Origin of the sequence: Rhizobium sp. H4, assembly GCF_003013335.1 — a bacterium.
GTDB lineage: Bacteria > Pseudomonadota > Alphaproteobacteria > Rhizobiales > Rhizobiaceae > Rhizobium > Rhizobium sophoriradicis.
In genome coordinates, this window is the sequence record NZ_PSOW01000017.1 from 23,090 (window position 1) to 47,726 (window position 24,637).

Annotated in this window: 21 protein-coding genes and 1 pseudogene; 9 read left to right on the forward strand and 13 right to left on the reverse strand. The window is 63.0% G+C overall.

Features of this window, described 5'->3' with window-relative positions; translation table 11 throughout:
- Positions 1-11: 11 nt before the first annotated feature.
- On the reverse strand, positions 12-830 hold the full coding sequence (locus C4N04_RS23855) for an oxidoreductase (protein ID WP_038687237.1): 819 nt from the start codon (positions 828-830) through the stop codon (positions 12-14).
- Positions 831-915: 85 nt separating this feature from the next.
- Here C4N04_RS23855 and C4N04_RS23860 point away from each other — a divergent pair, with 85 nt between their 5' ends.
- Positions 916-1,365, forward strand: a complete 450-nt coding sequence (locus C4N04_RS23860; RefSeq protein ID WP_106797169.1) for a helix-turn-helix domain-containing protein — start codon at positions 916-918, stop codon at positions 1,363-1,365.
- 59 nt (positions 1,366-1,424) lie between these two features.
- Here the strand turns inward: C4N04_RS23860 and C4N04_RS23865 are convergent, their stop codons facing one another.
- Both C4N04_RS23865 and C4N04_RS23870 read right to left on the reverse strand, forming a co-directional pair.
- Positions 1,425-2,675 carry a class I SAM-dependent RNA methyltransferase gene (locus C4N04_RS23865; protein WP_039618206.1) on the reverse strand — a complete coding sequence of 417 codons (1,251 nt, stop codon included), beginning with the start codon at positions 2,673-2,675 and terminating at the stop codon, positions 1,425-1,427.
- Positions 2,672-3,418, reverse strand: a complete 747-nt coding sequence (locus tag C4N04_RS23870) for a TlyA family RNA methyltransferase (RefSeq protein ID WP_039623052.1) — start codon at positions 3,416-3,418, stop codon at positions 2,672-2,674. The genes C4N04_RS23865 and C4N04_RS23870 overlap by 4 nt, the downstream gene beginning before the upstream one ends.
- Before the next feature lie 312 nt (positions 3,419-3,730).
- On the opposite strand from C4N04_RS23870, the gene C4N04_RS23875 reads away from it, so the two are divergent.
- Positions 3,731-5,674, forward strand: a complete 1,944-nt coding sequence (locus tag C4N04_RS23875) for a methyl-accepting chemotaxis protein (RefSeq protein ID WP_106797170.1) — start codon at positions 3,731-3,733, stop codon at positions 5,672-5,674.
- A gap of 472 nt (positions 5,675-6,146) precedes the next feature.
- On the opposite strand, the gene dxs is transcribed toward C4N04_RS23875, so the two are convergent.
- Positions 6,147-8,063, reverse strand: coding sequence for a 1-deoxy-D-xylulose-5-phosphate synthase (gene dxs / locus C4N04_RS23880; RefSeq protein ID WP_106797171.1), 1,917 nt, complete (start codon positions 8,061-8,063; stop codon positions 6,147-6,149).
- A gap of 286 nt (positions 8,064-8,349) precedes the next feature.
- Here dxs and C4N04_RS23885 point away from each other — a divergent pair, with 286 nt between their 5' ends.
- Entirely contained in the window at positions 8,350-10,329 is a 1,980-nt protein-coding gene (locus C4N04_RS23885; RefSeq protein ID WP_106797172.1) for a phospholipase D-like domain-containing protein, read from the forward strand.
- A gap of 14 nt (positions 10,330-10,343) precedes the next feature.
- On the opposite strand, the gene C4N04_RS23890 is transcribed toward C4N04_RS23885, so the two are convergent.
- From C4N04_RS23890 to C4N04_RS23905, 4 genes are all read right to left on the reverse strand, one after another.
- On the reverse strand, positions 10,344-11,267 hold the full coding sequence (locus tag C4N04_RS23890) for a pirin family protein (protein ID WP_106797173.1): 924 nt from the start codon (positions 11,265-11,267) through the stop codon (positions 10,344-10,346).
- 87 nt (positions 11,268-11,354) lie between these two features.
- Positions 11,355-12,122: an SDR family oxidoreductase gene (locus C4N04_RS23895; RefSeq protein WP_106797174.1), complete on the reverse strand. Its 768-nt coding sequence runs from the start codon at positions 12,120-12,122 to the stop codon at positions 11,355-11,357.
- An 85-nt stretch (positions 12,123-12,207) separates the two neighbouring features.
- Positions 12,208-12,459 (reverse strand): exodeoxyribonuclease VII small subunit, encoded by a 252-nt coding sequence (locus tag C4N04_RS23900; RefSeq protein ID WP_003545921.1) that lies wholly within the window; start codon positions 12,457-12,459, stop codon positions 12,208-12,210.
- Between the two features lie 2 nt (positions 12,460-12,461).
- Positions 12,462-13,397, reverse strand: coding sequence for a histone deacetylase family protein (locus C4N04_RS23905; RefSeq protein WP_106797175.1), 936 nt, complete (start codon positions 13,395-13,397; stop codon positions 12,462-12,464).
- A 188-nt stretch (positions 13,398-13,585) separates the two neighbouring features.
- Between C4N04_RS23905 and C4N04_RS23910 the strand changes: the two genes are divergently transcribed.
- Positions 13,586-13,987 carry a thioesterase family protein gene (locus tag C4N04_RS23910; RefSeq protein ID WP_106797176.1) on the forward strand — a complete coding sequence of 134 codons (402 nt, stop codon included), beginning with the start codon at positions 13,586-13,588 and terminating at the stop codon, positions 13,985-13,987.
- Between the two features lie 6 nt (positions 13,988-13,993).
- Here C4N04_RS23910 and C4N04_RS23915 read toward each other — a convergent pair whose 3' ends face one another.
- Positions 13,994-14,644 (reverse strand): GntR family transcriptional regulator, encoded by a 651-nt coding sequence (locus C4N04_RS23915; protein WP_106797237.1) that lies wholly within the window; start codon positions 14,642-14,644, stop codon positions 13,994-13,996.
- A 157-nt stretch (positions 14,645-14,801) separates the two neighbouring features.
- On the opposite strand from C4N04_RS23915, the gene C4N04_RS23920 reads away from it, so the two are divergent.
- The 4 genes from C4N04_RS23920 (at position 14,802) to C4N04_RS23935 (ending at position 20,563) form a co-directional block, all read left to right on the forward strand.
- Positions 14,802-16,226, forward strand: a complete 1,425-nt coding sequence (locus C4N04_RS23920) for a malonyl-CoA decarboxylase (RefSeq protein ID WP_106797177.1) — start codon at positions 14,802-14,804, stop codon at positions 16,224-16,226.
- A complete protein-coding gene (locus C4N04_RS23925; protein ID WP_106797178.1) occupies positions 16,223-17,737 on the forward strand; it encodes a malonyl-CoA synthase in 1,515 nt (504 codons plus the stop codon). Before C4N04_RS23920 ends, C4N04_RS23925 begins: the two co-directional genes overlap by 4 nt.
- 91 nt (positions 17,738-17,828) lie before the next feature.
- Positions 17,829-19,178: an SLC13 family permease gene (locus C4N04_RS23930; RefSeq protein WP_106797179.1), complete on the forward strand. Its 1,350-nt coding sequence runs from the start codon at positions 17,829-17,831 to the stop codon at positions 19,176-19,178.
- A gap of 281 nt (positions 19,179-19,459) precedes the next feature.
- Positions 19,460-20,563, forward strand: coding sequence for a helix-turn-helix transcriptional regulator (locus C4N04_RS23935; RefSeq protein ID WP_106797180.1), 1,104 nt, complete (start codon positions 19,460-19,462; stop codon positions 20,561-20,563).
- Between the two features lie 51 nt (positions 20,564-20,614).
- On the opposite strand, the pseudogene C4N04_RS23940 reads toward C4N04_RS23935, so the two are convergent.
- The 4 genes and pseudogenes from C4N04_RS23940 to C4N04_RS23955 all read right to left on the reverse strand — a co-directional run.
- Positions 20,615-20,761: pseudogene (locus C4N04_RS23940) on the reverse strand (ectoine synthase); the annotation flags it as partial.
- 501 nt (positions 20,762-21,262) lie between these two features.
- Positions 21,263-21,826 (reverse strand): biotin transporter BioY, encoded by a 564-nt coding sequence (locus tag C4N04_RS23945; RefSeq protein ID WP_038687284.1) that lies wholly within the window; start codon positions 21,824-21,826, stop codon positions 21,263-21,265.
- Positions 21,827-21,850: 24 nt separating this feature from the next.
- Positions 21,851-22,459: an energy-coupling factor transporter transmembrane protein EcfT gene (locus C4N04_RS23950; protein ID WP_106797181.1), complete on the reverse strand. Its 609-nt coding sequence runs from the start codon at positions 22,457-22,459 to the stop codon at positions 21,851-21,853.
- Positions 22,459-23,133, reverse strand: coding sequence for an ABC transporter ATP-binding protein (locus C4N04_RS23955; RefSeq protein WP_106797182.1), 675 nt, complete (start codon positions 23,131-23,133; stop codon positions 22,459-22,461). Before C4N04_RS23955 ends, C4N04_RS23950 begins: the two co-directional genes overlap by 1 nt.
- A gap of 307 nt (positions 23,134-23,440) precedes the next feature.
- On the opposite strand from C4N04_RS23955, the gene C4N04_RS23965 reads away from it, so the two are divergent.
- Entirely contained in the window at positions 23,441-24,631 is a 1,191-nt protein-coding gene (locus C4N04_RS23965; RefSeq protein WP_106797184.1) for a winged helix-turn-helix domain-containing protein, read from the forward strand.
- The last annotated feature ends 6 nt before the right edge of the window (positions 24,632-24,637 follow it).

Genomic DNA, 24,637 nt, shown 5'->3' on the forward strand with positions numbered 1-24,637 from the left:
CGATGAATGAGTCAGGCTGAGGCCGGAAACTCGTTGACCTTACGCAGCAGGCTGTCGACCAGCCGCTCCGGCAGGTAGCGGCGAAGCGAGCGGACCTGACGCGACTGCTTGCCGGCGGAATAGCGCAGCTTCGGCTTCTTTGCCATTGCGGCTTTCACCACCATGTCGGCGACGACCTGGGGGGCATCGCCCGTCTCCACCCATTTGCGCATCAGCGCTTCGCTGCGGGCGCGTTCCGAAGCATAGACCGGAAGAGGTTGGTCTGCTCGCGTCAGGTTTTCCTCGAAGGATGTTCTGGTGACGCCGGGTTGGACGAGGACGACACGAATGCCGAAATTGCGCACTTCATGATCGAGTGATTCCGAATAGCCCTCGAGCGCATGTTTGGTCGAAGCATAGAAGGCATTGTACGGAGCCGGGATGAGGCCGAGGATCGAGCTCATGTTGATGATCCGGCCGCTCTTCTGCTTCCGCATGACCGGCAGCACGGCATTGGCGACGCGCGCCACGCCGAAGACGTTGACGTCGAAAAGCCGCTGGGCCTGGGCGATCGAGGATTCTTCCGCACCACCGATGAGGCCGATGCCGGCATTATTGACGACGAGGTCGAGCCGGCCGGTTTGCTGGACGACCTCCGCAACGGCCGCCTGCACCGAGGCTTCATCGGCCACGTCACAGATCAGCATCGTTATCCCGGGCCTGTTGGCGACCGGTTTGCGGCTGGTCCCGAACACGCGGTAACCGGCCTTGACCAGAGACTCCGCCGTTGCAAGGCCGATGCCTGAGGACGCACCGGTGACCAGTGCAACGCTTCTGTTTTTGTCGGTCATATTATCAGCTTTCAAAAGAGTGGATCATCGTTGGCCGATCTGTTACTATCTTTTCGATATCGTGTCACTATCGAAAAGATACTAAATGAAAAATAATCCGATTCCTCAATGTCCGGTCGCCCGCGGCCTTCAATCCGTCGGCGACGCCTGGAGCATTCTCGTCTTGCGCGACGCCCATTCGGGCCTCACCCGCTTCGACCAGTTCAGGAAGAGCCTCGGCATCGTGCCGACCATGCTGACCAAGCGGCTTAAGGCGCTGACGGAGGATGGTCTGCTGGAGAAGCGCCTCTATTCCGAACGGCCGCCCCGCGAAGAATATGTCCTCACGGAAGCGGGTCGGGATTTTCTGCCTGTGCTGATGATGATCGGGGCTTGGGCGCACCGCCATTGCGATGGCGAACTCGCCCGCTATATCGACGTCGAGGCAGGATCAGAGATCGAGCCGGTCGCAATCGATGCCGTCACCGGCGCAAAGCTCGGAACGCGACCAATTCGCATGAGTTTGCAGCGCGAAAGCGAGCCGGGCGATCGATAAGATGTTCCTGACGCTCTGGATATCGCGATCGCTTCGGCCGCGAAGTGTGAGGCCGCGGCTTATTTTTCCAGCGTCGCTACCACCTCGACATGCGAGCTCCAGAGGAACTGGTCGATCGGTGTCACCCCGGTAATGCGGTAGCCGCCCTCGACGAGGATTTGAAGGTCACGGGCCAGCGTCAGCGGATTGCAGCTGACGGCTGCGATCTTCTTCACGCCTGAGCGGGCGAGCTCCTTGCACTGAAACTCGGCACCCGCCCGCGGCGGGTCGAAGACGACCATGTCAAAGGGCTTGAACTCCTGCGTCATCAGCGGGCGGCGGAAGAGATCGCGCTTTTCGACGCTGACCGGCTTCAACCCCTGTGTCTTGCGGGCGGCCTGGTCGAGGGCGGCGAGCGCCGCCGCCTCGGCCTCGACCGCATGGACGCGGCCGATCCGCGCCAGCCTGAGCGAAAACGTGCCGGCGCCGGCAAAGAGATCGGCGATCCGCTTGGCCTTGCCGGCATGGGCAAGCACCAGCTCCGCCATCGCTTCTTCCGCCGGCTTGGTCGCCTGGGCAAATCCGCCCGCTGGCGGCGAAACCTCGACGCCGCCGAAATCGACGATCGGCTTGGCCGGCTCGACGAGAATCTCGCCATTCAGCGTCACGCGGGCGATGCCGCGCAGGCCGAGCACGGTTTCGATCGCCTTGCGCCGCTGCGGGTCGGAGAGTTTTCTGATCTCGTCGACGGCCAGGTCGAGGCCGGAGAGCGTTTCGAGCACCGCCACCCGGAAGGGTTCGGCGCTGATCGCCAGCGCGGCGGCAATCGCCTTGATCGCCGGCAGCCGGGCGACGATCCCGGCCGATGAGATCGGACATTCCTCGATGGCGACGATATGATGACTTTCGGCCTGATTGAAACCGATCAACATATCTTTCTCGGTCTTGCGCGCCGCAAACACCACGCGCCGGCGTTCGCCCGGCCGGGCCGGAACGATGTCGCCGACCTCAGGCGTCAGCCCCTTGGATCTCAGCGCATCGACGACCAGCTGCCGCTTGAAGGCGCGGTAGGGGGCATCCGCCAGATGCTGCAGCGTGCAACCGCCGCAGGTGCCGTTGACGCCGTCCGGGCCGAAATGCCGACAGGGCGGCTCCTGTCGGTCGGGCGAGGGCGTCGCAATCGACATGATCGTGCCCTGGCTTTTGACGCGGGCGATCGCCACCGTTTCCCCGGGCAGGGAAAAGGGCACGTAGACCGGCCCGCCGGCGCTGCCTGCAATGCCGTCGCCCTGGGCGCCGAGCTTCTCGATCGTGACGGTTTCGGTGCTCACGGTTTCAATCCTGCCAAAAGAAATTCCTGATTGCCGTCGCCGCCGGCAATCGGGGAGGGGATGAGGCCGAGGCTATTCCAGCCCCGATCCTCGATGAACCAGCGCTCCAATTCCGCAGCGACGGCGGGCGCAGACGAGGGATCCTTCAACAATCCGCCCTTGCCGATCGCCTCGCGCCCCGCTTCGAACTGCGGCTTGACCAGCAGCACGGCGATGGCACCCGGCTCGGCGATATCAAGGGCCGGCGCCAACGCCAGCTTCAGCGAGATGAAGGAGACGTCGGAGACGATGAAACTGGCGGGTTGGCCGATATCGTCAGCCGTCAGGTTGCGGGCGTTGAGGCCTTCCCGGTTCGTCACCCGCGGATCGCCTGAGATGCGCGGATGCATCTGCCCGTGGCCGACATCGATCGCCGTGACATGTGCAGCGCCCCGTTGCAGCAGCACCTCGGTGAAGCCGCCGGTGGACGCGCCGATATCGAGACAGTGATGGCCGGCCGGATCGAGCCGGAAATGGTCGAGGGCGCTAGCAAGCTTCAATGCGGCGCGCGAGACGTAATCCTGCGCCGGATCGTCGATGGCAATATCGGCGTCGACGCCGAAGAGCGCGCCGGCCTTCGTCACCACCTGGCCGGCGATCCGCACCGTGCCGCGCTGCACGGCGTCGCGCGCCCGCGAGCGGCTGGCAAAGAGGCCGCGGGAGACGAGCAGCTGGTCGAGGCGTTGGCTGTTTTGATCGGACATCGGCTGTGAATGACCGGCAAAGCCGCCGGTTGCAAGCATTTTGTTCCAGGATCGCCATGACCGTCGGAGCTTTCGGACGCCGGAGGCAGATAATCGTCGGGCTCGCCGTTGCTGCCGCGCGTATTTAAGCAAATTTAAAGTCTGCCCGCATAGGGTCGGCTCGATTGCAGCGGTTCGTCCGAACCTCTCTGGCGCCATGAAGGCGCAGGGCGTCATTACGCCGATCATGTTTCCTATTGAAAAGTCTTGGCGGTTGCGCATTGGCGCGACCTGTCTCTCGCCGCGTCGACTGTCGTCAGGAGAAATTCACCGATGTCCGCTAAAAACATATCCTTGAACGGGAAGCTTGCGGCCACGTTCGCAGCCCTCATCCTCATCTTCATGTCCGTCTCGGCCTTCGTCTATTCCAAGGCAACGGCGTCGGCGGCGGCGTCCGCCGAGCAGGAAAAATCAGTGCTGCTCGTCAACCAGATCGACGATGCACTGCAGGCGATGCTCGAGCAGGCGGTCAACCTGCGCGGCTTCATCCTCTTCCGCAGCGACAGCACCTATGGCGACCTCTTCGCCAACCGCGAGCGCATGCTGAAGGCGATCGCCGCCGCCAAGCAGACGGCCGCCGGCGAGCCGCAGCTGGTCGAGATGATCGACGGCATGCAGAAGGCCGCCGACCTCTATTTCCATGAACTTGCCGAGCCGCAGACCAAGGCGCGCAAGGAAACCGACATGCCGATCGAAGAGGTTGTCAAGATCGGTGTCAACGCCACCAAGGGTCAGCTCGACGGTTTCCGCCAGGCGTCCGCCAAGATCAAGGCTACCGCCCGCGAACAGTCGAATGCGCTCGCCGCCATCCGGGCCGATGCCAATAGCGAACTGACGATGACGCTGATTGCCGGCGGCATCGTCGCCTCGCTTGCCGCCGCCGTGCTTGCCTGGCTGATGTCGCGCACCATCGTCCGCCCGGTCGTCGGCATGACCGCGGCCATGGATCGCCTTGCAGGCGGTCAGAACGATATCGAGGTGCCGGCCGTCGAGCGCGGTGACGAAATCGGCCGCATGGCCCAGTCCGTCCTGGTCTTCAAGCAGGCGGCGATCGAGAAGCTGCGCCTTGCCGGCGAGACCGACCGCATGCGTGATGACGCCGAGCGCCAGCGCCGGGCAAGCGACGAGCAGAAGGCGCGCGAGGAAGGCGAGCTGCGTTATGCCGTCGACGCCTTGGCCGGCGGCCTTGCCGGCCTTGCCGTCGGCGATGTCGCCGCCCGCATCCAGACACCGTTCGCGCCGCAATATGACAGCCTGCGCAACGACTTCAACAATGCCGTCGAAAAGCTGCAGGCGGCACTGCAGTCGGTCGGCCGCAACGCCTCGGCGATCAATGCCGGCGCCGGCGAGATCCGTTCGGCCGCCGACGATCTTGCCCACCGCACCGAGCAGCAGGCTGCCGCCGTCGAAGAGACAGCCGCGGCCTTGGAAGAAGTAACGACGACGGTGCGCGACAGCGCCAAACGCGCCGAGGATGTCGGCAATCTTGTCGAGCGCACCCGCCTCGGCGCCGAAAAATCCGGCGACGTCGTCCGCAGGGCGGTCTCCGCCATGCAGCAGATCGAAAAATCCTCGGGCGAGATCTCCAACATCATCGGCGTCATCGACGACATCGCCTTCCAGACCAACCTCTTGGCGCTGAACGCCGGCGTCGAGGCGGCGCGTGCCGGTGAGGCCGGCAAGGGTTTTGCCGTCGTCGCCCAGGAGGTGCGCGAGCTCGCCCAGCGTTCCGCCAAGGCGGCCAAGGAGATCAAGGACCTGATCACCACGTCAGGCACGCATGTGCAGACCGGTGTGTCGCTGGTCGGCGAAACCGGCAAGGCGCTGGAAGCGATCGTCGCCGAGGTGCAGGAGATCAACCGTAACGTCAACGCGATCGTTACCGCCACGCGCGAACAGTCGATCGGGCTGCAGGAGATCAACACCGCCGTCAACAACATGGATCAGGGCACGCAGCAGAATGCTGCCATGGTCGAACAGCAGACCGCGGCAAGCCATGCGCTTGCCAGCGAGGCAAGCGCCCTGGATGAACTGCTGCGCCAGTTCAAGCTCGGCACCCAGCTGGCCGCTCCGGCCCCGAAGACCGCCGCCGCAACGCCGGCCTCCCGCCCGGTCGCCTCTCCGGCCCGCGCACTCGCCGGCAAGGTCACCAAGGCCTTCGGCGGAAGACAGGCGAGTGCCGCGGTCGCGGTGCAGGAAGACTGGACGGAGTTCTGAGGGCGCTCAGAATGGGACGTTAGATGAAGAGGGCGGTGCAGTGATGCGCCGCCCTTTTTTCGTTGGTGGACGAACCGGTATGATCAGCTCGAGAAACGTAGTGTCATCCGCTCTGTCGACGGCGAGTTTGGCTGGGGCATCTCCTCACTCTCCGTCATCCTCGGCCTTGAGCCGAGGATCCATGCCACCCACGCTGGTGGATGCGGTGTGGATGCTCGGCTCAAGGCCGAGCATGACGGAGGGTGGGGTGGCTGCTGGAGCAAGTACAGCGATGGACGGCGGAGTACCCGCGGCCCCCTCATCCGCCTGCCGGCACCTTTTGCCCGAGGGGAGAAGAGATATGCCGCAACGTCTCGATTCCCTCTTCTCCCCTCGGGGGTCCGAAGGACGGGCCGAGACGAGTGGCTCGGCCCAGGCATAGGTGCCCGTAGGGCGGATGAGGGGGCCACACGGCGCACCCTCACAAAGTCACTTACCCCGCCACCCCAACCGCAACCCCGCGGCCCAGCGCCCGGAACACGGTCGAGACGATTCCTGCACGATCCAACCCGGCATGCGCGTTCATCGCTTCCGGCTTGGCTTGTTCCATCCAGATATCAGGCATGACCAGCGAGCGGATCTTCAGGCCGTTGTCGAGCAGGCCCTCGCTTGAGAGATATTGCATCACCTGGCTGCCGAAGCCGCCGACGGAGCCTTCTTCGACGGTGATCACCATCTCGTGGTGGCGGGCGAGCTGGCGGATCAGGTCGTGATCGAGCGGCTTGGCGAAGCGGGCATCGGCGACCGTTGTCGACAGGCCGGCGGCCTCGAGGTCCTCGGCGGCAAGCAGACAATCGGCAAGCCGGGTACCGAAGGAAAGCAGCGCCACCTTGTTGCCTTCCCTGACGATGCGGCCCTTGCCGATCTGCAGGATTTCGCCGCGTGCCGGCATGTCGACGCCGACACCTTCGCCACGGGGATAACGGAACGAGATCGGTCCGGCGTCATAGGCGACGGCGGTGCGCACCATATGCTTGAGTTCGGCCTCGTCGGCAGCCGCCATCACCACGAAGCCGGGCAGGGTGGTGAGGAAGGCGGTGTCGAAGGAGCCGGCATGGGTCGGGCCGTCGGCGCCGACGAAGCCGGCGCGGTCGATCGGAAAACGCACCGGCAGTCCCTGGATCGCCACGTCGTGCACGACCTGGTCATAGGCGCGCTGCAGGAAGGTGGAGTAGAGCGCTGCGAACGGCTTGTAGCCTTCCGCCGCAAGCCCGGCGGCGAAGGTTACCGCGTGCTGCTCGGCGATGCCGACGTCGAAGCAACGCGACGGAAAGGCTTCGGCAAACTTGTCGAGGCCGGTACCATTCGGCATGGCGGCGGTGATGCCGACGATCTTGTCGTCGAGGGCGGCTTCCTGCACCAGCGCCTCGGCAAAGACGCTGGTATAGCTCGGCGCGTTTGGTTTGACCCGGGCCTGGGCGCCGGTGATGACATCGAACTTGTTGACGCCGTGATATTTATCGGCGGCGGCTTCGGCCGGCGGATAGCCCTTGCCCTTCTGGGTGACGACATGGATCAGCACCGGGCCGCGGGCATTGTCGCGCACATTGCGCAGCACCGGCAGCAGATGGTCGAAGGAATGGCCGTCGATCGGCCCGATATGGTAGAAGCCCATCTCCTCGAACATGGTGCCGCCGGTGACGTAGCCGCGCGCATGCTCGACGGCGCGGGTGATCGCGCGATCGATGTTCTTGCCGAGATAGGCCGTCAGCTTCTTGCCGAAATCGCGGAAGCCCATATAGGTGCGCCCCGAGGCGAGGCGGGCGAGATAGGCGCTCATTGCGCCGGTCGGCGGCGCGATCGACATGTCGTTGTCGTTGAGGATGACGATGAGGCGGGCATCGAGCGCGCCGGCATTGTTCAGCGCCTCATAGGCCATGCCGGCCGACATCGCGCCGTCGCCGATGACGGCGATGACGCGGCGGTCGTTCTTGTCGAGATCGGCGGCGATCGCCATGCCGAGGCCGGCCGAAATCGAGGTCGAGGAATGCGCCGCCCCGAACGGATCATATTCGCTTTCGGCCCGGCGGGTGAAGCCGGAAAGCCCGTTTTCCTGGCGCAAGGTCCGGATGCGGTCACGCCGGCCGGTCAGAATCTTGTGCGGATAACATTGATGGCCGACATCGAAGATCAGCCGGTCGTCAGGCGTGTCGAAGACGCTGTGAATGGCGATCGTCAGCTCGACCACGCCGAGACCGGCGCCGAGATGACCGCCGGTGCGCGACACCGCGTCGATCATTTCGTCGCGGACCTCGCGGGCGAGCTGCGGCAGGTCGCGATCCTCGAGCTTGCGCAGGTCGGCAGGGTAAGTGACCTGGTCGAGCAGAGGGGTCTTCGGCGGATGTGTCACGGGCGGCGCTCTTTCTTACTTTTCCTTGTACCGCTTTATTCGATTAGAACGAGGCAAAACAAGTGATTTCAGGAACCGAAGGTTTTCACCTTAGAGCATGGCGGAAAAATGTGTGAGGGGTTTCGGGAGATATCACATTCTATTTCCGTGAGTTGCATTCGCCTGTTCTTGGCCGCGTCGCGCGCCGGTTTTCCGCCGCCAATCGGACGCGCCAAAGCGCGGCGAGCGGCTTGAATATGACACGGAATGGTAGCACTGTTGCCACGCCGGGCTGGGGGATCAGGTCATGGGAACGATTGTTGCAGCGCATGCCTATGTGAACAACGAGGTCGCCTATGTGGCCTGGGACATCGACGCCAAGATCGACGGATGCCTTGGCTTCGAGGTCGTCCGCGTCTATCTCGACGAGCAGGGAAACGTGGCAAGAAGATCCGATGGCAGCGAGGACCGTGTGACCTGCGCCGCCTGGGTCGCCTTCAAGGGACAGCGCAATCCGCATTGGCTGCCTCAGACGACGTCGCTCTGGCCGGTGCAGAAGCTTTCCTGGCGCGATCTGACGCTGCGCAAGCGGCGCAACGAGATGCGGCGGCGGCCGGACGAGGTGCGGGTGCGTTACGAAATCCGCCCGCTCGGCGATCTGAAGCCGGGCATGCCGGCGGGCCCCGACCCGACGCCGGCGCTTGTCGAGATCAACAAGCGGGACGACAACGGCAGGCCGATCAAGAAGGCTGACGGCACCTTCGAGAAAATCGCAGTCAAGGCCTATGACGGGCCGCCGCGGCCGCTCGGCTATCTCGGGCCGGCGGTCGCCTCCAATCCCGTCCATGTGACGCGCAAACGCGGCCAGTTCGAATCCACCTTCACCAACGGCATCCTGGCCGCCCAGTGGCTGCGAAACGTCCTGCTGGAAGACGGTGTAAAACAGCCGAACGAGCTGATCGACATGATCTCCAACCCGGCGAACGGCATCCGCAAATATCTGGCCGGCGATGTCATTCCGATGCTCAGGGAATACTTGAATGCGCCCGGCCGGTTCCTTGTCGCGCTCTACGAGCTCGAGGACAAGGAACTGCTCGACCTGCTGCTTGCCAACAAGGACAAGCTGCGAATCATTCTCGCCAACACCGGAAAGGTCGGAGACGAGTGGGATGTGCGCAATGCCCATGCGCGCCAGGCGCTGATCGATGCCGGCGTCGAAATTCACCATCGGATGTTCAACAATTCGAGCCAGATCGGCCATAACAAATTTGTCGTGCACATCCCATCGGACGGGACTGAGCGCAGCGTCTTCACCGGCAGCACCAACTGGACGGCCACGGGACTTGCCGGCCAATCCAACAACGCCTTGATCGTCCGCAACGATGCGGTTGCCGCGGGCTATGTCGCTTATTGGGAGCGGATGCTGCAGGACAATGCGACGCTGGAAGCACCAGTCGAATTCGATGACGGCATGCCCGACAACCAGCAGAGCAAGGCGTTCCGGCACTCGAACGAGGCGCCGTCCATTGTGCCCACCGGCAATGGCGCTTCGGTCGAAACGTGGTTCTCGCCGAACATGCAAAGCCGCAGAAAGGGCAAGGAGACGCCGCCGGATCTTCGCGAGGTCTACCGGCTGATGCGCCGTGCCGAGCACGCGGTGCTGTTTCTGGCCTTCTATCCCGGCCAGTCGGGCCGGGATTGCATCGTCGGCGAGGCGATCGACATCGGCCTCAAGGATCAGAAGCTGATCGTCACCGGCGCCGTGTCCAGCGCTCAGGCCATGCCTAATTACGTCGCCGGCAAGAAGAACGATCCCGACGACGAGGACGACGATACCGAGTCCATCTCGCCTCATACCTTCGACGAGGCCAATGTCTCCATTGTCCGGGCATCGCGCATCGACGACCGCCAGCTGCTGGCGGATTTCGGCGCCGAGGACCTGACGGCCAAGAAGGTCGGCGCCATCATTCACGACAAGGTGCTGGTGATCGATCCCCTGTCGGACGATTGCGCCGTCGTGCTCGGCAGCCACAATCTCGGCTTCAAGGCCTCCTACGCCAATGACGAGAACATGCTGATCGTCAAGGGCGACCGGGCGCTGGCCGAGGCCTATGCCGTCCATATTCTCGATGTCTATGATCACTACCGCTTCCGTGCCGTCGAGGCGGAGCTGAAGCGTCAGGGCAAGAAGGGCTGGTCGGGCTTTCTCAACGTCGATGACAGCTGGCAGGACCGCTACGTCAACCGCACCAAGGGTGCGCTGATGCGCTATTTCGCGGCGGGTTGAATTGCCTGTCGCCGTCAGCCTTCCGGCAACGGCACGAATTCCTCCTCGTCGCCAGGAACGATATCGAAGCGGCCGGTACGCCATTCCTCCTTGGCCTTTTCGATCCGTTCCTTCGAGGAAGAGACGAAATTCCACCAGATATAGCGCTTCGAGTTCAGCGCCGCGCCGCCGAAGAGCATCAGGTGACAGCCGTCGCTGCCGGCTTCGAGCGTGATCGGATCACCCGGCCGGAAGACCAGCAGCTGATCGGCGGCGAAACGGTCGCCCGATATGACGACCTCGCCGGAGAGCACGTAGACGGCGCGCTCCTCATGGCCCGCGCCGAAGGGAAAGCGCACGCCGGGCTGCAGGTTGAGATCGACATAGAGCGTGTCGGAGAAGGTGCCGACCGGCGATGTCATGCCTTCGAACGAGCCGATGACGACGCGCCCGCGCACGCCTGATGTCTCGATCACTGGCATTTCGGACTTTTCCGTATGGGCGAAAGAGGGATCGATCTCCTCCTTGTCGTCAGGCAGCGCCAGCCAGGTCTGCAGTCCCGACATCAGCAGCGGGTGGCCGCGCAGATTGTCGGGCGTGCGCTCGGAATGCACGATGCCGCGCCCCGCCGTCATCAGGTTGATATCGCCGGGACGGATGACCTTTTCGGTGCCGAGGCTGTCGCGATGGCGGATCTCGCCATCGAAGAGATAGGTGACGGTCGACAGCCCGATATGCGGATGCGGCTTCACGTCGAGCGCCTCGTTGGGCTTCAGGATCGCCGGTCCCATGCGGTCGAAGAAGATGTACGGCCCGACCAGCCGCCGCTGCCGCGTCGGCAGGGCGCGCCGCACCTGGAAGCCGCCGATGTCGCTGCTGCGCGGGATGATGAGATTCTCGATCGCATTACAGGCGAAGGCATCGCCGGGCAGGGGATCTTTACCGGGAAAGAAGGACATGGCGGAGCTCCGTTGGTAAGGACGTCGACCACAGATAGCGCCTGGAGCACCGCGCGTCCAACAGGACCTCTTGCCGGCGGAATGGGCTCAGATCGCAGTGAAGCCGTTGTCGACGAAGAGGTGGGCGCCATTGACGAAGCTCGACTCGTCGCTGGCGAGATAAAGGGCGGCGCGCGCCACGTCTTCGGGCTCACCGATCCGCCCCTGCTGGGCGGCGATGGCGGCATCGGAGACATCAACGCCAAGCGCCTGCAGGTCGGCCACCTCCCGCAACCCGTGCGGCGTGCGGATGAAGCCGGGGCAGACGGCGTTGCAGCGGATGTTGCGGTCGCGGAATTCGACCGCGATGGCGCGGGCAAACATATGCACGGCGCCCTTGGTCGTGTCGTAAAGCACTTCCATCGGGGTTGCGGCAACCGCCGAGATCGACGAGGTGCAGACGATCGATCCGCCGCCGGCTTCTATCATCTTCGGCAGCACGGCCCTGGTCATCAGGAACATCGAGCGCACATTGACGGCGTGCAGCCAGTCCCATTCCTGAAGCGTCGTTTCCAGGAACGGTTTGATGACGATGGTGCCGGCATGATTGAAGAGCACCGTTACCGCGCCGTAGCGTTCCTCGACGCCGGCGACGGCTGTATTGACGGCGGCTTCGTCGGAGACATCGGCCGTCCAGTGGTCGGCCTCACCGCCGGCATCGCGGATTGCCTTGACGGTCTCGGCCGCCGCCTGGCCATTGCGGTCGATGACCGCGACACGCGCGCCTTCCCCCGCAAACAGCTTTGAGGCCGCGCCGCCCATGCCGGTGGCGCCGCCCGAAATGATGGCGACCTTGCCCTTCAATCTGTCCGTCATTTGTCCGTCCCCTCATGGTTCTGGGGGATCATAGATCGGCCGCGAGCCGATCTACAAGCGCCTTCGAAAGGCTGCTCCGATGCGCTCAGGCGCCATCCAGCGGCTCGACGCCCTGCGGCTTGCCGGCGCGGTCGAGGCGGATCTTTTCGATGCGGTTTTCGGCGGCCGAAAGCAGCGTCTCGCAATGTTTCTTCAGCGCTTCGCCGCGCTCGTAGATTTCGATGGATTCATCCAGCGCCACGTCGCCGCGCTCCAGCCGGGCGACGATGCTTTCGAGTTCGGCGACCGCCTTTTCGAAGGAAAGGCCCGACACCTCAGGCTTGGCGCTGTCAGTCATTCTCAACCCTTCATCATTCGCAGAATATGCATGCCCGCCGATTCGGCGAGCCCCTCGAGATCATAGCCGCCTTCGAGCAGGCTGACGACCCGGTTCTTCGCGTGCCGGTCGGCGAGCTCCAGCACGCGGCCGGTCGCCCAGTCGAAATCCTCGCCGGTCAGGTTGATCTGCGCCAGCGGGTCGCGGTGATGCGCGTCAAAACCGGCGGAGATGATGATCAGATCCGGCCGGAAATCGTCGAGCGCCGGCAGCACGCGCGATTTGAACGCCTCGCGGAAATGGTCGCTGCCGACATTCGGCGAAAGCGGCGCATTGACGATGGTGTTGTGCTTGCCCTTCTCCTCCTTGGCGCCGCTGCCGGGATAAAGCGGCATCTGATGGGTCGAGCAGAACAGTATGGAAGCATCGTCCCAGAAGATGTCCTGGGTGCCGTTGCCATGGTGCACGTCCCAGTCGACGATGGCGACGCGCTCGGCGCCATGCCGCTTCTGCGCGTGGCGGGCGGCGATCGCCGCATTGTTGAAGAAGCAGAAACCCATCGCCGTCGTCTTCTCGGCATGGTGCCCGGGCGGGCGGGCGGCAACGAAGACATTGTCGGCGGCGCCGGAAAAGACGTCGTCCACCGCCGCCATCGCGCCGCCGATCCCGGTCAGCGCCGCCTGCAGGCTTTTGACGCTGGCATAGGTATCGGCTTCCAGTTGATTGATCCGATCTTCCTCCTCCGGAATTTCCCGCATGACGGCCATCAGATGCTCTTCCGGATGCGCAAGCAGCACCGCATCCTCGCTCGCCTGCGGCGCCTGCCGGCGCTCCAGCCGCTCGAAATTCGGATGTTCCAGCGCCACATTGATGGCGCGGATCCGGTCCGATCGCTCCGGATGGCCGGAAGGCGTCACATGTTCCAGGAAGATCGGGTGTTCATAAAGACGGGTGCTCATGGAAACACTCTATCGGCTGCTTGTGCCATGTTCCACAGCAGATGGGGCATCGCCCGACGATTTCAACAAGCGCTCTGCCGCATCATCTCGCCGACGGCGGCATTATAAATTCCTGTCATCTCAGCCGTTTACTTCGAAAAACCTCGTGCTACTGTCGTTAAAGGGGAATTTTGCAGGCAGAGTTGTTGATGAGTCAGTCGAAACGCCCGGGTGTGACGGAAATACATGTGCCGTTTCGCGATGTCGATATGAATGGCCGGATGTTCCTGGCCTCCTATATTTCCTATGCCGAGTCCGTCATTGCGAGCTTCTGGTTGGCGCGGCCTGAAGTCGAGGACGAGCCGGTCTATAGCGCCAGCAAGATCACCTGCATGCTTCACCGCCCGCTGCATTACGACGAGCCGGCGATTTTCACCGCCGCCGTCGACAAGATCGGCGTGCGCTCGATCGGCTTCCTCGTTTCGATCGACACCGGCGAGGAGCGCGCCGCCGAGGTCGAGATCATCTGGCAGGCCCGCAGCCGCGAAGATCAGCAGCCGGTCTCGCTGCCGGAGGAAACGCGCGATTGGCTTTATCGGTTCTTGGATTAGGCAATTCTATCTCGCCGCCATGCTTGCGACCAGATCGCTGAATCTTTCTCCCTGAATGCCGACATGCGTTCGCAGCAGGCGGCGGGCTTCATCTCCGTCTCCGGCAAAGATCGCGTCGACGATGGCGCAATGTTCCGAGAAGGACGTCGACAGGCGGTTACGCACCCGCAACTGCAGACGGCGATAGGGCCGCAGGCGTCGATGCAGCTGCACGCATTGCTCCTGCAGGAAATCGCTGCGGCTCGCGGCGTAGATGGCCTTATGAAATTCCTCATTGTCGTAATAATAGGCATCGCTGTCACCGGCCGCGGCGGATTGTTCGCAGCGGCTGTGGGTGGCGGTGATCGCCTCGCGTGACGCCTTGTCCAGCCGGCGGGCGGCGAGCGATCCGGCCAGCCCCTCGAGCTCGGCCATGACCTCGAACATCTCGTAAATGCGGTGCGGGCCTGGATCGATCACGATGGCGCCGCGGCGCGGACGGATTTCGATGAGGCCGATGGCATCAAGCTGCATCAGCGCCTCGCGCACCGGCGTCCGCGACACGCCGAAGCGATTGGCAAGCACGGTTTCATCCAGCCGCTCGCCGGGGGCGAACTCGTAGGAAAGTATCGCATTTTCAATCTCATCGCGGAGCCACCGGCCGACATTCTCGGACATTTCTTTCGCTTCCTTCATACATAAATGCCATTCTTGTATACACAAACGTTGACGTCGTGTACGAAGAGTGCCAATGTACATACTACAGACGAAGCCCCGCGAGGGGAAGCGGTGTCCACCGGCGTGAACAGCGCCCGACCTTCAGAAGGAGAATGGCATGCCTGAGGCGTCTTTCTTCACCGACATGCTGCAAAGCATTACGGATCACGGACGCCAGCTCCTGTTTTCCGGTTCGCGCAATACGCAGGCCGCCGCCAAAGCCGATCTTGAGACCCTCTGTGAGATGCTGTTGTCGAGCCGCGGTGAAGCATCCGGCATGGCCCTTGCCGCCGAGATTCTCGATCGCTGGGGCGCGCTCGAGGACGAGGGCGCGCAGACATTCTTCCATATGCTGCACGAAAAGTTCGGGCCGGACACGGTGAGGCTCGATCAGGCAATGGAAAATTACCGCACCGACAAAAGCTCTGCTGCGGCCATTGCGCTCCATCAGGCCGCGGAGCCGCGGCGCCAGGAGCTCCTGCGCCGGTTGAATCACGCGCCGAACGGCACCGCCAGGCTCGTCCGCATGCGTCAGCAGCTGCTTGCTTCCAAGGACCGGTCCGAGGCCTATTATGCGCTCGATGCCGACTTCACGCATCTGTTCGGTTCCTGGTTCAATCGCGGCTTTCTGACGCTGCGGCCGATCGACTGGACGACGCCGGCCTATATCCTCGAAAAGATCATCCGATATGAGGCCGTGCATGAGATTGCCGGCTGGGAGGAGCTGCGCCGTCGTCTGGCGCCGGCCGACCGTCGATGCTTTGCCTTTTTCCACCCGCGGCTGGCCGACGAGCCGCTGGTCTTCGTCGAGGTGGCGCTCACCCGATCGGTGCCGAAGGCGATCGCGGATGTGCTCGACGAGGGGAGGGAGCAGATCAATGCCGACGAGGCGACGACGGCGGTCTTCTATTCGATCTCCAACTGCCAGGATGGCTTGCGCGGCATCTCGTTCGGCAATTTCCTGATCAAGCAGGTCGTGGAAGATCTGCGCAAGGACCTGCCCGGCCTGAAGAATTTCGTCACGCTGTCGCCCGTCCCGGGTTTTGCCCGTTGGCTTGTCAAGATGCGCGCCGCGACCGGCGATCGGCCCTTATCCGAAGCAGCCCTGGGAACGCTGAGCTTGCTCGACGATCCGAACTGGCCGGGCAGCGAAAGCAGCGCGGCCGACGTGGAGCGTGTGTTGCTGCCGCTGGCGGCCCGCTATTTCCTGACCGAACGGACGCCGGAAGGCCGCCCCGTCGATCCCGTCGCCCGCTTCCATCTCGGCAATGGCGCCCGGCTCGAAAGGGTGAATTTTCTCGGCGACCGCTCGCCCAAGGCGCTGCAGCAGGCGCACGGTCTGATGGTCAACTACCTCTACAAGCTCGATGACATCGTGGCCAACCACGAGGCCTTAGCGCAACGCGGCGAAGTGATCGCCTCGCCCGCCGTCAGGAGCCTGCTCAGCCAGAGCGACGAAGGCCGCCGTGGCGGCAATGGCCAGCAAGGTTCTCGAGCATTCGCGCAACTGATGAATTCCACGCTTGGAGGAGGGCGAAAGTGAGCAACCATCTTTTCGACGCCATGCGGGCCGCCGCACCCGATAACGCACCGTTCATCCGGATCGATGGCACCCGCACATGGACCTATGAGGAGGCCTTCGCCCTTTCCGGCCGCATTGCCGGCGCGATGGACACGCTCGGCATTCGCCCCGGCGACCGGGTTGCGGTGCAGGTGGAGAAAAGCGCCGAGGCATTGATCCTCTACCTCGCCTGCGTTCGAAGCGGCGCGGTCTACCTGCCGCTCAACACCGCCTATACGCTGGCCGAGCTAGATTACTTCATCGGCGATGCCGAGCCGCGTCTGGTGGTGGTTGCCTCGGCCGCTCGGGAAGGCGTGGAGACGATCGCCAAGCGTCACGGGGCGATCGTCGAAACGCTCGACACCGACGGCAGCGGCTCGTTGCTGGATCTTGCGCGCGACGAGCCGGCCGACTTTGTCGACGCTTCGTGCGCCGCCGACGATCTCGCCGCGATCCTCTACACCTCGGGAACGACGGGGCGCTCCAAGGGGGCGATGCTCACCCATGGCAACCTGCTCTCGAACGCCCTGACCTTGCGGGACTATTGGCGCGTTACATCAGACGACCGGCTGATCCACGCCTTGCCGATCTTCCATACGCATGGGCTGTTCGTCGCCACCAACGTCACGCTGCTCGCCGGCGCCTCGATGTTCCTGCTGTCGAAATTCGACGCCGACGAGGTCATTTCACTGATGCCGCAGGCAACAATGCTGATGGGCGTGCCGACCTTCTATGTGCGCCTCCTGCAAAGCCCGCGCTTCGGCAAGGAGGCGGCAGCCAACATCCGCCTGTTTATATCAGGCTCGGCGCCGCTGCTTGCAGAAACACATACCGAGTTCCAGGCCCGGACCGGTCACGCGATTCTCGAGCGTTACGGCATGACGGAAACCAACATGAACACCTCCAACCCTTATGAGGGCAAACGCATCGCCGGAACGGTCGGCTTTCCGCTGCCCGACGTGACGGTTCGCGTCACCGATCCCGCCACGGGACAAGTGCTGCCGCCGGAGGAGACCGGCATGATCGAGATCAAGGGGCCGAATGTCTTCAAGGGCTATTGGCGCATGCCGGAAAAAACCGCTGCCGAATTCACCGGCGACGGCTTCTTCATCAGCGGCGACCTCGGCAAGATCGACAGCGACGGCTATGTCCACATCGTCGGCCGCGGCAAGGACTTGGTGATCTCGGGTGGCTACAACATCTATCCCAAAGAGGTCGAAAGCGAGATCGACCAGATCGAGGGCGTGGTCGAGAGCGCCGTGATCGGCGTGCCGCATCCGGATTTCGGAGAAGGCGTAACAGCCGTCGTGGTGCGCAAGCCGGGCGCCGTGCTGGATGAAAAGACCATTGTCAGCGCCCTGCAGGATCGTCTCGCGCGCTACAAGCAGCCCAAACGCATCATCTTCGCCGAGGACCTGCCGCGCAACACGATGGGCAAGGTTCAGAAGAACATCCTGCGGCAGCAATACGCCGACCTTTACACCAGGACGTAAGCAGCCGCCCTCTGGGAGGAGGGTCGGCGGCCTCTGCATCAATCTTGCAAACAGCAACCACGGCGCTGGAGGCGTCGGAGGGAGGGGAATCATGGGTATTGAAATACTGGCCATAGGCCTGCTAGTCGCCATGTTCATCGTTGCGACGATCCAGCCGATCAACATGGGCGCGCTCGCCTTTGCCGGCGCCTTCGTGCTCGGCTCCATGACGATCGGCATGAAAACCACCGATATTTTCGCGGGCTTTCCGAGCGACCTGTTCCTGACGCTCGTCGCCGTTACCTACCTCTTCGCCATCGCGCAGATCAACGGCACCATCGACTGGCTGGTCGAATGCGCCGTCCGGCTGGTGCGTGGACGCATAGGCCTGATCCCCTGGGTAATGTTCCTCGTCGCCGCCGTCATTACCGGTTTCGGCGCTCTTGGACCTGCTGCCGTCGCCATTCTCGCGCCGGTCGCGCTGAGCTTTGCCATCCAGTACCGCATTCACCCAGTCATGATGGGCCTGATGGTGATCCACGGCGCGCAGGCGGGTGGCTTTTCGCCAATCAGCATCTATGGCGGCATTACCAACCAGATCGTTGCCAAGGCCGGTCTGCCCTTCGCGCCGACATCCCTGTTTCTCTCCAGCTTTTTCTTCAATCTTGCGATTGCGGTGCTGGTCTTCTTCGTTTTCGGCGGCGCGAAGGTCATGAAGCAAGTGCCCGCAGCATCGCTTGGCCCCTTGCCCGAACTGCACCCCGAGGGCGTGTCGGCGTCGATCAGAGGTCACGGCGGCACGCCGGCAAAACCGATCCGGGAACATGCCTACGGCACGGCGGCCGATACTGCTGCGACGCTGCGTCTGAACAATGAGCGAATGACCACGCTGGTCGGACTGGTCGCGCTCGGCATCGGCGCGCTGGTTTTCAAGTTCAATGTCGGCCTCGTCGCCATGACCGTCGCCGTCGCCCTGGCGCTCTTGTCGCCGAAAACCCAGAAGGCGGCAATCGACAAGGTCAGCTGGTCGACCGTGCTGCTGATATCAGGCATCATCACCTATGTCGGCGTCATGGAGAAGGCCGGTACGGTCGACTACGTGGCAAACGGCATATCCAGCCTCGGCATGCCGCTGCTGGTGGCGCTCCTGCTTTGCTTTACCGGCGCCATCGTTTCGGCCTTCGCATCGTCGACCGCGCTGCTCGGCGCCATCATCCCGCTCGCCGTCCCGTTCCTCATGCAGGGACATGTCAGCGCCATCGGCGTCGTCGCCGCCATCGCGATCTCGACGACGATCGTCGATACCAGCCCATTCTCCACCAATGGTGCGCTTGTCGTCGCCAATGCGCCGGATGAAAGGCGCGAGCAGGTCCTCAAGCAGTTGCTGGTCTACAGCGCGCTGATTGCCATCATCGGCCCTATCGTCGCCTGGTTGGTCTTCGTCGTGCCGGGGCTGGTTTAACGACGGGCTAGCGAACCATTGCTTTCCGCCGTGGGCCATCGCCCGCGGCGGTCAAGGCATTCACGCTGTGAGCAGGCCTTCCGAGTTCCACTCATCCCCGGCCGAAGGCGTTGAGCGGAAAATCCAAAGCCGGCGAAGCTATAACATGCTGGAGTTGTAGTATTGATCGCCTCGCGGAGTAAAAGTTGTCGATAATTAATGTTTGAATTTCGTTGCATTTGGAGAGCTGACACTATTCAATATTTGAAGATGCTTTCATTCTGTGATGTTGAAAATTGATCATGGTTCAATCGACCGACGTCTCATCTCTTCTGACGGATATGATTTATGGAAGTCTCTTCGGCGAGTGCAGCTGGCAGGATTTCCTCGATCGCCTTGCACAGACGTCGCCGGGCGGCAAGGCGGCGCTACATTATCATGATCTGACCGCGTCCGTTGCCCATGTTCCCTTCATGTCGGGATTTTCGCAGTCCGAGATCGATCAGTTCGTGAGCCACTTCGCCTCGGTCAATCCCTGGATTCCGAGACTGGATCTCGTGCCCGTCGGCCAGGGCCTGTGCGGCGACGAGATCGTTCCACGCGAGGAGCTGATCAGATCGGAATTTTACAATGACTGGCTGATGCGGCAGACCGGCTGCGAGACGAGCATTGGCGTCTCGATCATTCGCGAGGAGAACCGCACCTTCATCCTGTCGGCCTGCACATCTTCCGCCGACCCCGATCTCAACAGCGAGGTGGCCAAGCTCTACACGCAGCTCGCGCCGCATCTGAAGAGGGCCTTCGACTTCATCCGCAAGCGCGATCTCTGCGCACCGCACGAACAGGCGACGCAGACCCTGTTCGACAGCATCGGCGTCGGATTGATCTATGTCTCGGAGCAACGCAAAGCCCGTCGCTGGAATAAAAGCGCAGAGGCCTTGCTGGCCGCCGGCTTGCCGGTGCGGATCGGCGCCGACGGCACGCTCGCACTTCAATGCGAGAAGACGGCTGCGGTTCTCGAATTCCTGACCTCCAGAAACGGCCTGCAGACCAAACCGCACGCGGCGATCGTCAAGGGCCGAAACCAGGATAATTACCGCATCACCCTCATCCGGCTGCACTCCGATACGTTCACAGAGTTTCTGGAGGGGCCGACCGTGGCGGTGATCGTCGAGCCGATCGTGGCGACGCCGCTCAACGAGCGGCGCGATTTGCTGATGCAGCTTTATAAGCTGACGGCAACGGAAATCAGGATCGCGTCGAGCATCGCATCGGGTCATTCCCCAAGGGAAGTGGCGATGGCCGATGATATCAGCTACGAGACCGTCAGAACCCACCTGAGAAACATCTATGCCAAACTCGGGGTCAATTCCCGGGTCGGCCTGGTGTCGCTGCTGATGCGGTGAATTCTGGAGGCGCAAACCTGGCCTTCATCCGTGCGCGGGATCGCGCCAGGCTCAATATTCCGAACCGCTGTTGTTGTTCAGATCGTGACGCTCCGTCACCTTGAGCGGCGGATTGAAGACGCTGACGAGGATGAGATCCTCGTCCTTGCCGCCCCGCAAATAGTGTCGATCGTGTTTGTCGAGGACATAGATATCGCCGACTAGAATGTCACAAAACTTTCATATTGAAGCCATTGCGAAAATCGAAAAATAATCTACAATTTTTATCAGGAAACAAGATTTCCTGAAGCAAACGAAAGGATACTGATTGGTCACATTTTTCACGAATGTCTTCCTCATGGCCTATTTCGCCCTGATTTGCGCCCTGCTCGTTGCGAGTGGCAAGCGAAGGTCAAAAAGCTCCGGCGATGGCGGGGGAGGCTGGTTCCAAGCCTCGGACGATGGCGGCTGTGACGGCGGCGGCGACGGAGGTGGAGGAGACTAGATCAAACTGAAATCGATAGAATGCCCGACCGCCTCAAGGCGGTTTTTTGTTGCCTGTGTTCCAGGCGTACCTTGCTCGCAGCAAGGCTTTCTCTCGCAATCCATCAGCATCGAGACACAGAGCCTGCGCCGCAGCAAGCGGTCTTGCTTGCCGCAAACGCAAATGGCCGCATTCGGGTGAAGACGGCCACTGCATGTATTTGCGATCGAGGCGCCTTACGCGCGCGCCGGCAGCAGGGGATAGCCGACCATGACCGCGCGGCCGAGCAGGGCTGCGACGAAAGCCTTGATGACGTCGCCCGGGATGAAGGCCATCGAGCCGACGAAGGCCTTGGTGAAGCCGAGGCCGGCGACGGTCGCGAGATAGGCGATGCCGAAGGCGTAGAGCACGACGATGCCGCCGGCCATGGCGGCGAGGAAGAAGCTGACCGTCTGCACCAGGCCGGATTGGCCGTGATTGACCAGGCGCTCGCTGAGATAGCCGGTGACGAAGGCGCCGAAGATCCAGCCGACGAGAAAGCCGGCCGTAGGCGAGGCGAAGATGGCAAGCCCGCCGCGGCCGCCGGAAAGCACCGGCAGGCCGATGGCGACGAGCAGCAGCACGATCAGCACGGCAATCGCGCCGCGCCGGGCGCCGAGCACGACACCCGCCATCATGACGCCGAGCGATTGGGCGGTGATCGGCACTGGAATGAAGCCGAGCGAGATCGGCGGCAGCAGGCCGAGCGCCACGATGATCGCGGCAAAGAGGGCGGTAAGAACGAGATCGCGGGTGCTCATCATGACTTCCGTGGTTAAAATCGGTTAACTTCCATGCCGCCGAATGCCACGCGCGTCAATCGCCGCGGCGATATTATCTGCATCTCTCAGCGTCAGGATGATCAGCGGCGCCAGCAGGCTCGTCGGCCGGACCTTCAGCCCGCGTGCCCTGTGCGCCTCGCGGATCGCTTGATAACGCTCGACAATCTCCGGCACGAAGCGCAGCACCAGCCCAAGCGCCAGGCCGATATCGTCCGCCTGCACGAGGCCGGTGCGCTCGAGCGGGCGGGCAAGCGCCGTCACCTCGTCGATGAACTCTGTGATCGAAGTCGTCGCCGTCACGGTGGCGGCCAGCAGCATCAGCGCCGTCAGCCGCAACAACGGCACGAGCGCCTGCTGCCACGGATTGAAGATCAGGTTGAACAGCGCCACGACGGCGATCGTCAGGAAGACCGGCCGCAGCCGCCTGAGCGCCTCGCCGAGCGGCAGGCCGACCATGCGGTAGACGACCGCCGTTATCAGCGCGGCGATCGAAAGCAGAACGAGATTGTCGGTGATGAACAGCACGATGCCGAAGGTCGTCAGCGACAAGAGTTTCAGTCGCGGCGAAAGCCGGTGCATCACGCTGTTGCCTTCGACATAGAGCGACTGCATCAGGCGGCGATCTCCCTGTAGCGGGCGATCGCCTCGGTCGCCGGCGCGTCGGCGGCAAGCCGCCCCTCGTGAAACAAGAGCACCCGCTCGAACCCGGCGATCAGGTCGAGATCATGGGTGATGACAATGGCGCTTTCCGGCAGGCCGGCGATGATGTTCTCGACCAGCGCCCGGTTTTTGAGGTCGAGCTGATTTGTGGGTTCGTCGAGAATGAGGATACCTGGCCCCGTCGCCAGCACCGAGCAGAGCGCCGCCACCTGCAACTCGCCTCCGGAAAGCTCATGCGCCCGGCGATCGGCGAGTGCCTCGGCGCCGAAGCGGGCAAGCACACCCTCGACCTTGGCCTCGATCTCCGCCTTGCTGAAGCCGCGCCGCTTCAGCCCGAAGGCGATGTCGTCGCGGACGATCGGCAGGATGATCTGGTTCTGCGGCGATTGGAAGATGAAACCGACATCGGCCGCCGCCGCCTTTTCGTCAGCCGTGTCGCGGCCGTTGACGATGACGCGCCCGACCGTCGGCTTGGTCAGCCCGTTGATCAGCCTTGCGAAGGTGGTCTTGCCCGAACCGTTGAGCCCGATGACGCCGATGCGTTTGCCGCTGACGCCAAGCGTTAGTGGTTCCAGCGCTACCCGCGTTCCGAAACTGACCCCGGCGCCTTCGAATTGTATGTCCAACTCAGTTCCTCGCATCCATGCGATCGTGCTGCCGCACCAGCCCCTCATCCGCCTGCCGGCACCCTGCCTGGGTCGAGCCACGCGTCTCGACCCGTCCTTTCGGACCCCCGCTCGCCGCACCGTCTCCCTCTATCTCGACGCTGCGTTTGGCACGTCCCCTCTCCCCGCGAGCGGGGAGAGGGTTAGGGTGAGGGGCAGCCATTCGCGCCAACCTGACAGCAGCGCTTCTATACGGGTAATCCAGGGTGATGAAGAGCAAATCGCTATATCGGGTGGCTAGGAAGATTTTCCGCGGTATGATGCATCCATGACGAATCTGCTCTCCAATGCCGACGCCCGCCGGGTCTTCCTCGCCAAGCAGGGCCTCAGCGCCCCGCCGAACCGCGCCTTGACCAAGCAGGGCCTGCTGCAGCTCATCCATGAGCTGGGTTTCGTCCAGGTGGACAGCATCCAGACGGTGGAGCGGGCGCATCACCAGATCCTGTTTTCCCGCAACCAGACCTACAGGCGCGAGCACCTGACGGCGCTGCTCGAAAAGGAACGTGCGCTGTTCGAGCACTGGACGCACGATGCCTCGATCCTGCCGAGCGCCTTCTTCGTCTATTGGAAGCACAAGTTCCGCCACCAGGAAAAGGTCTTGATTGAGCGCTGGCGCAAATGGCGCGGCGAGGGTTTCGAGGCGGCCTTCGAGGAGACCTATGAGCGTGTGCGTCGCGATGGGGCGATGCTGGCGCGCGACGTCAAGGCCGACGGCCATGTCTCCGGCGGCTGGTGGAACTGGCATCCGAACAAGACGGCGCTCGAATATTTCTGGCACACCGGCAAGCTCGCCATCGCCGGCCGCTCGAACTTCCAGAAGATCTATGATCTCACGGAGCGGGTCATTCCGGCGGAATTCCGCGAGCAGGAGGTCGGCCGCGAAGACTTCGTCGACTGGGCCTGCCGCAGCGCGCTCACCCGCCTCGGCTTTGCCACCCATGGCGAAATATCGGCCTTCTGGAACCTTGTCTCGCCCGATGAAGCCAAGGCCTGGGTATCGGCCCATCGCGATGAACTGACCGAAGTGCTGATCGAGCCGGCGACCGGCGACAAGGCGCGCGCCTCCTGGGCCTTTGCCGATTTCTTCTCGACGCTCGACAGCCATCCCGACGCACCGCCCCGCATCCGCGTGCTCAGCCCCTTCGACCCGATGATCCGCGACCGCAACCGCACCGAACGCCTGTTCGGCTTCTTCTACCGCATCGAGGTTTTCGTGCCCGAGCCGAAGCGCGAATATGGCTATTACGTCTTCCCGCTGCTCGAAGGCGACCGACTGGTCGGCCGCATCGACATGAAGGCGGACCGGAAGAAATCGACCCTCGATGTCAGGCGGCTCTGGCTGGAACCGGGCGTCAAGCCATCGGCAGGACGGCTGGAGCGGCTGGAAGCGGAGCTCGATCGGGTGGCGCGGTTCGCGGGTGTGGAAAAGGTGGTGTTGCTCGACGGGTGGAGAGGGTAAGTGAAT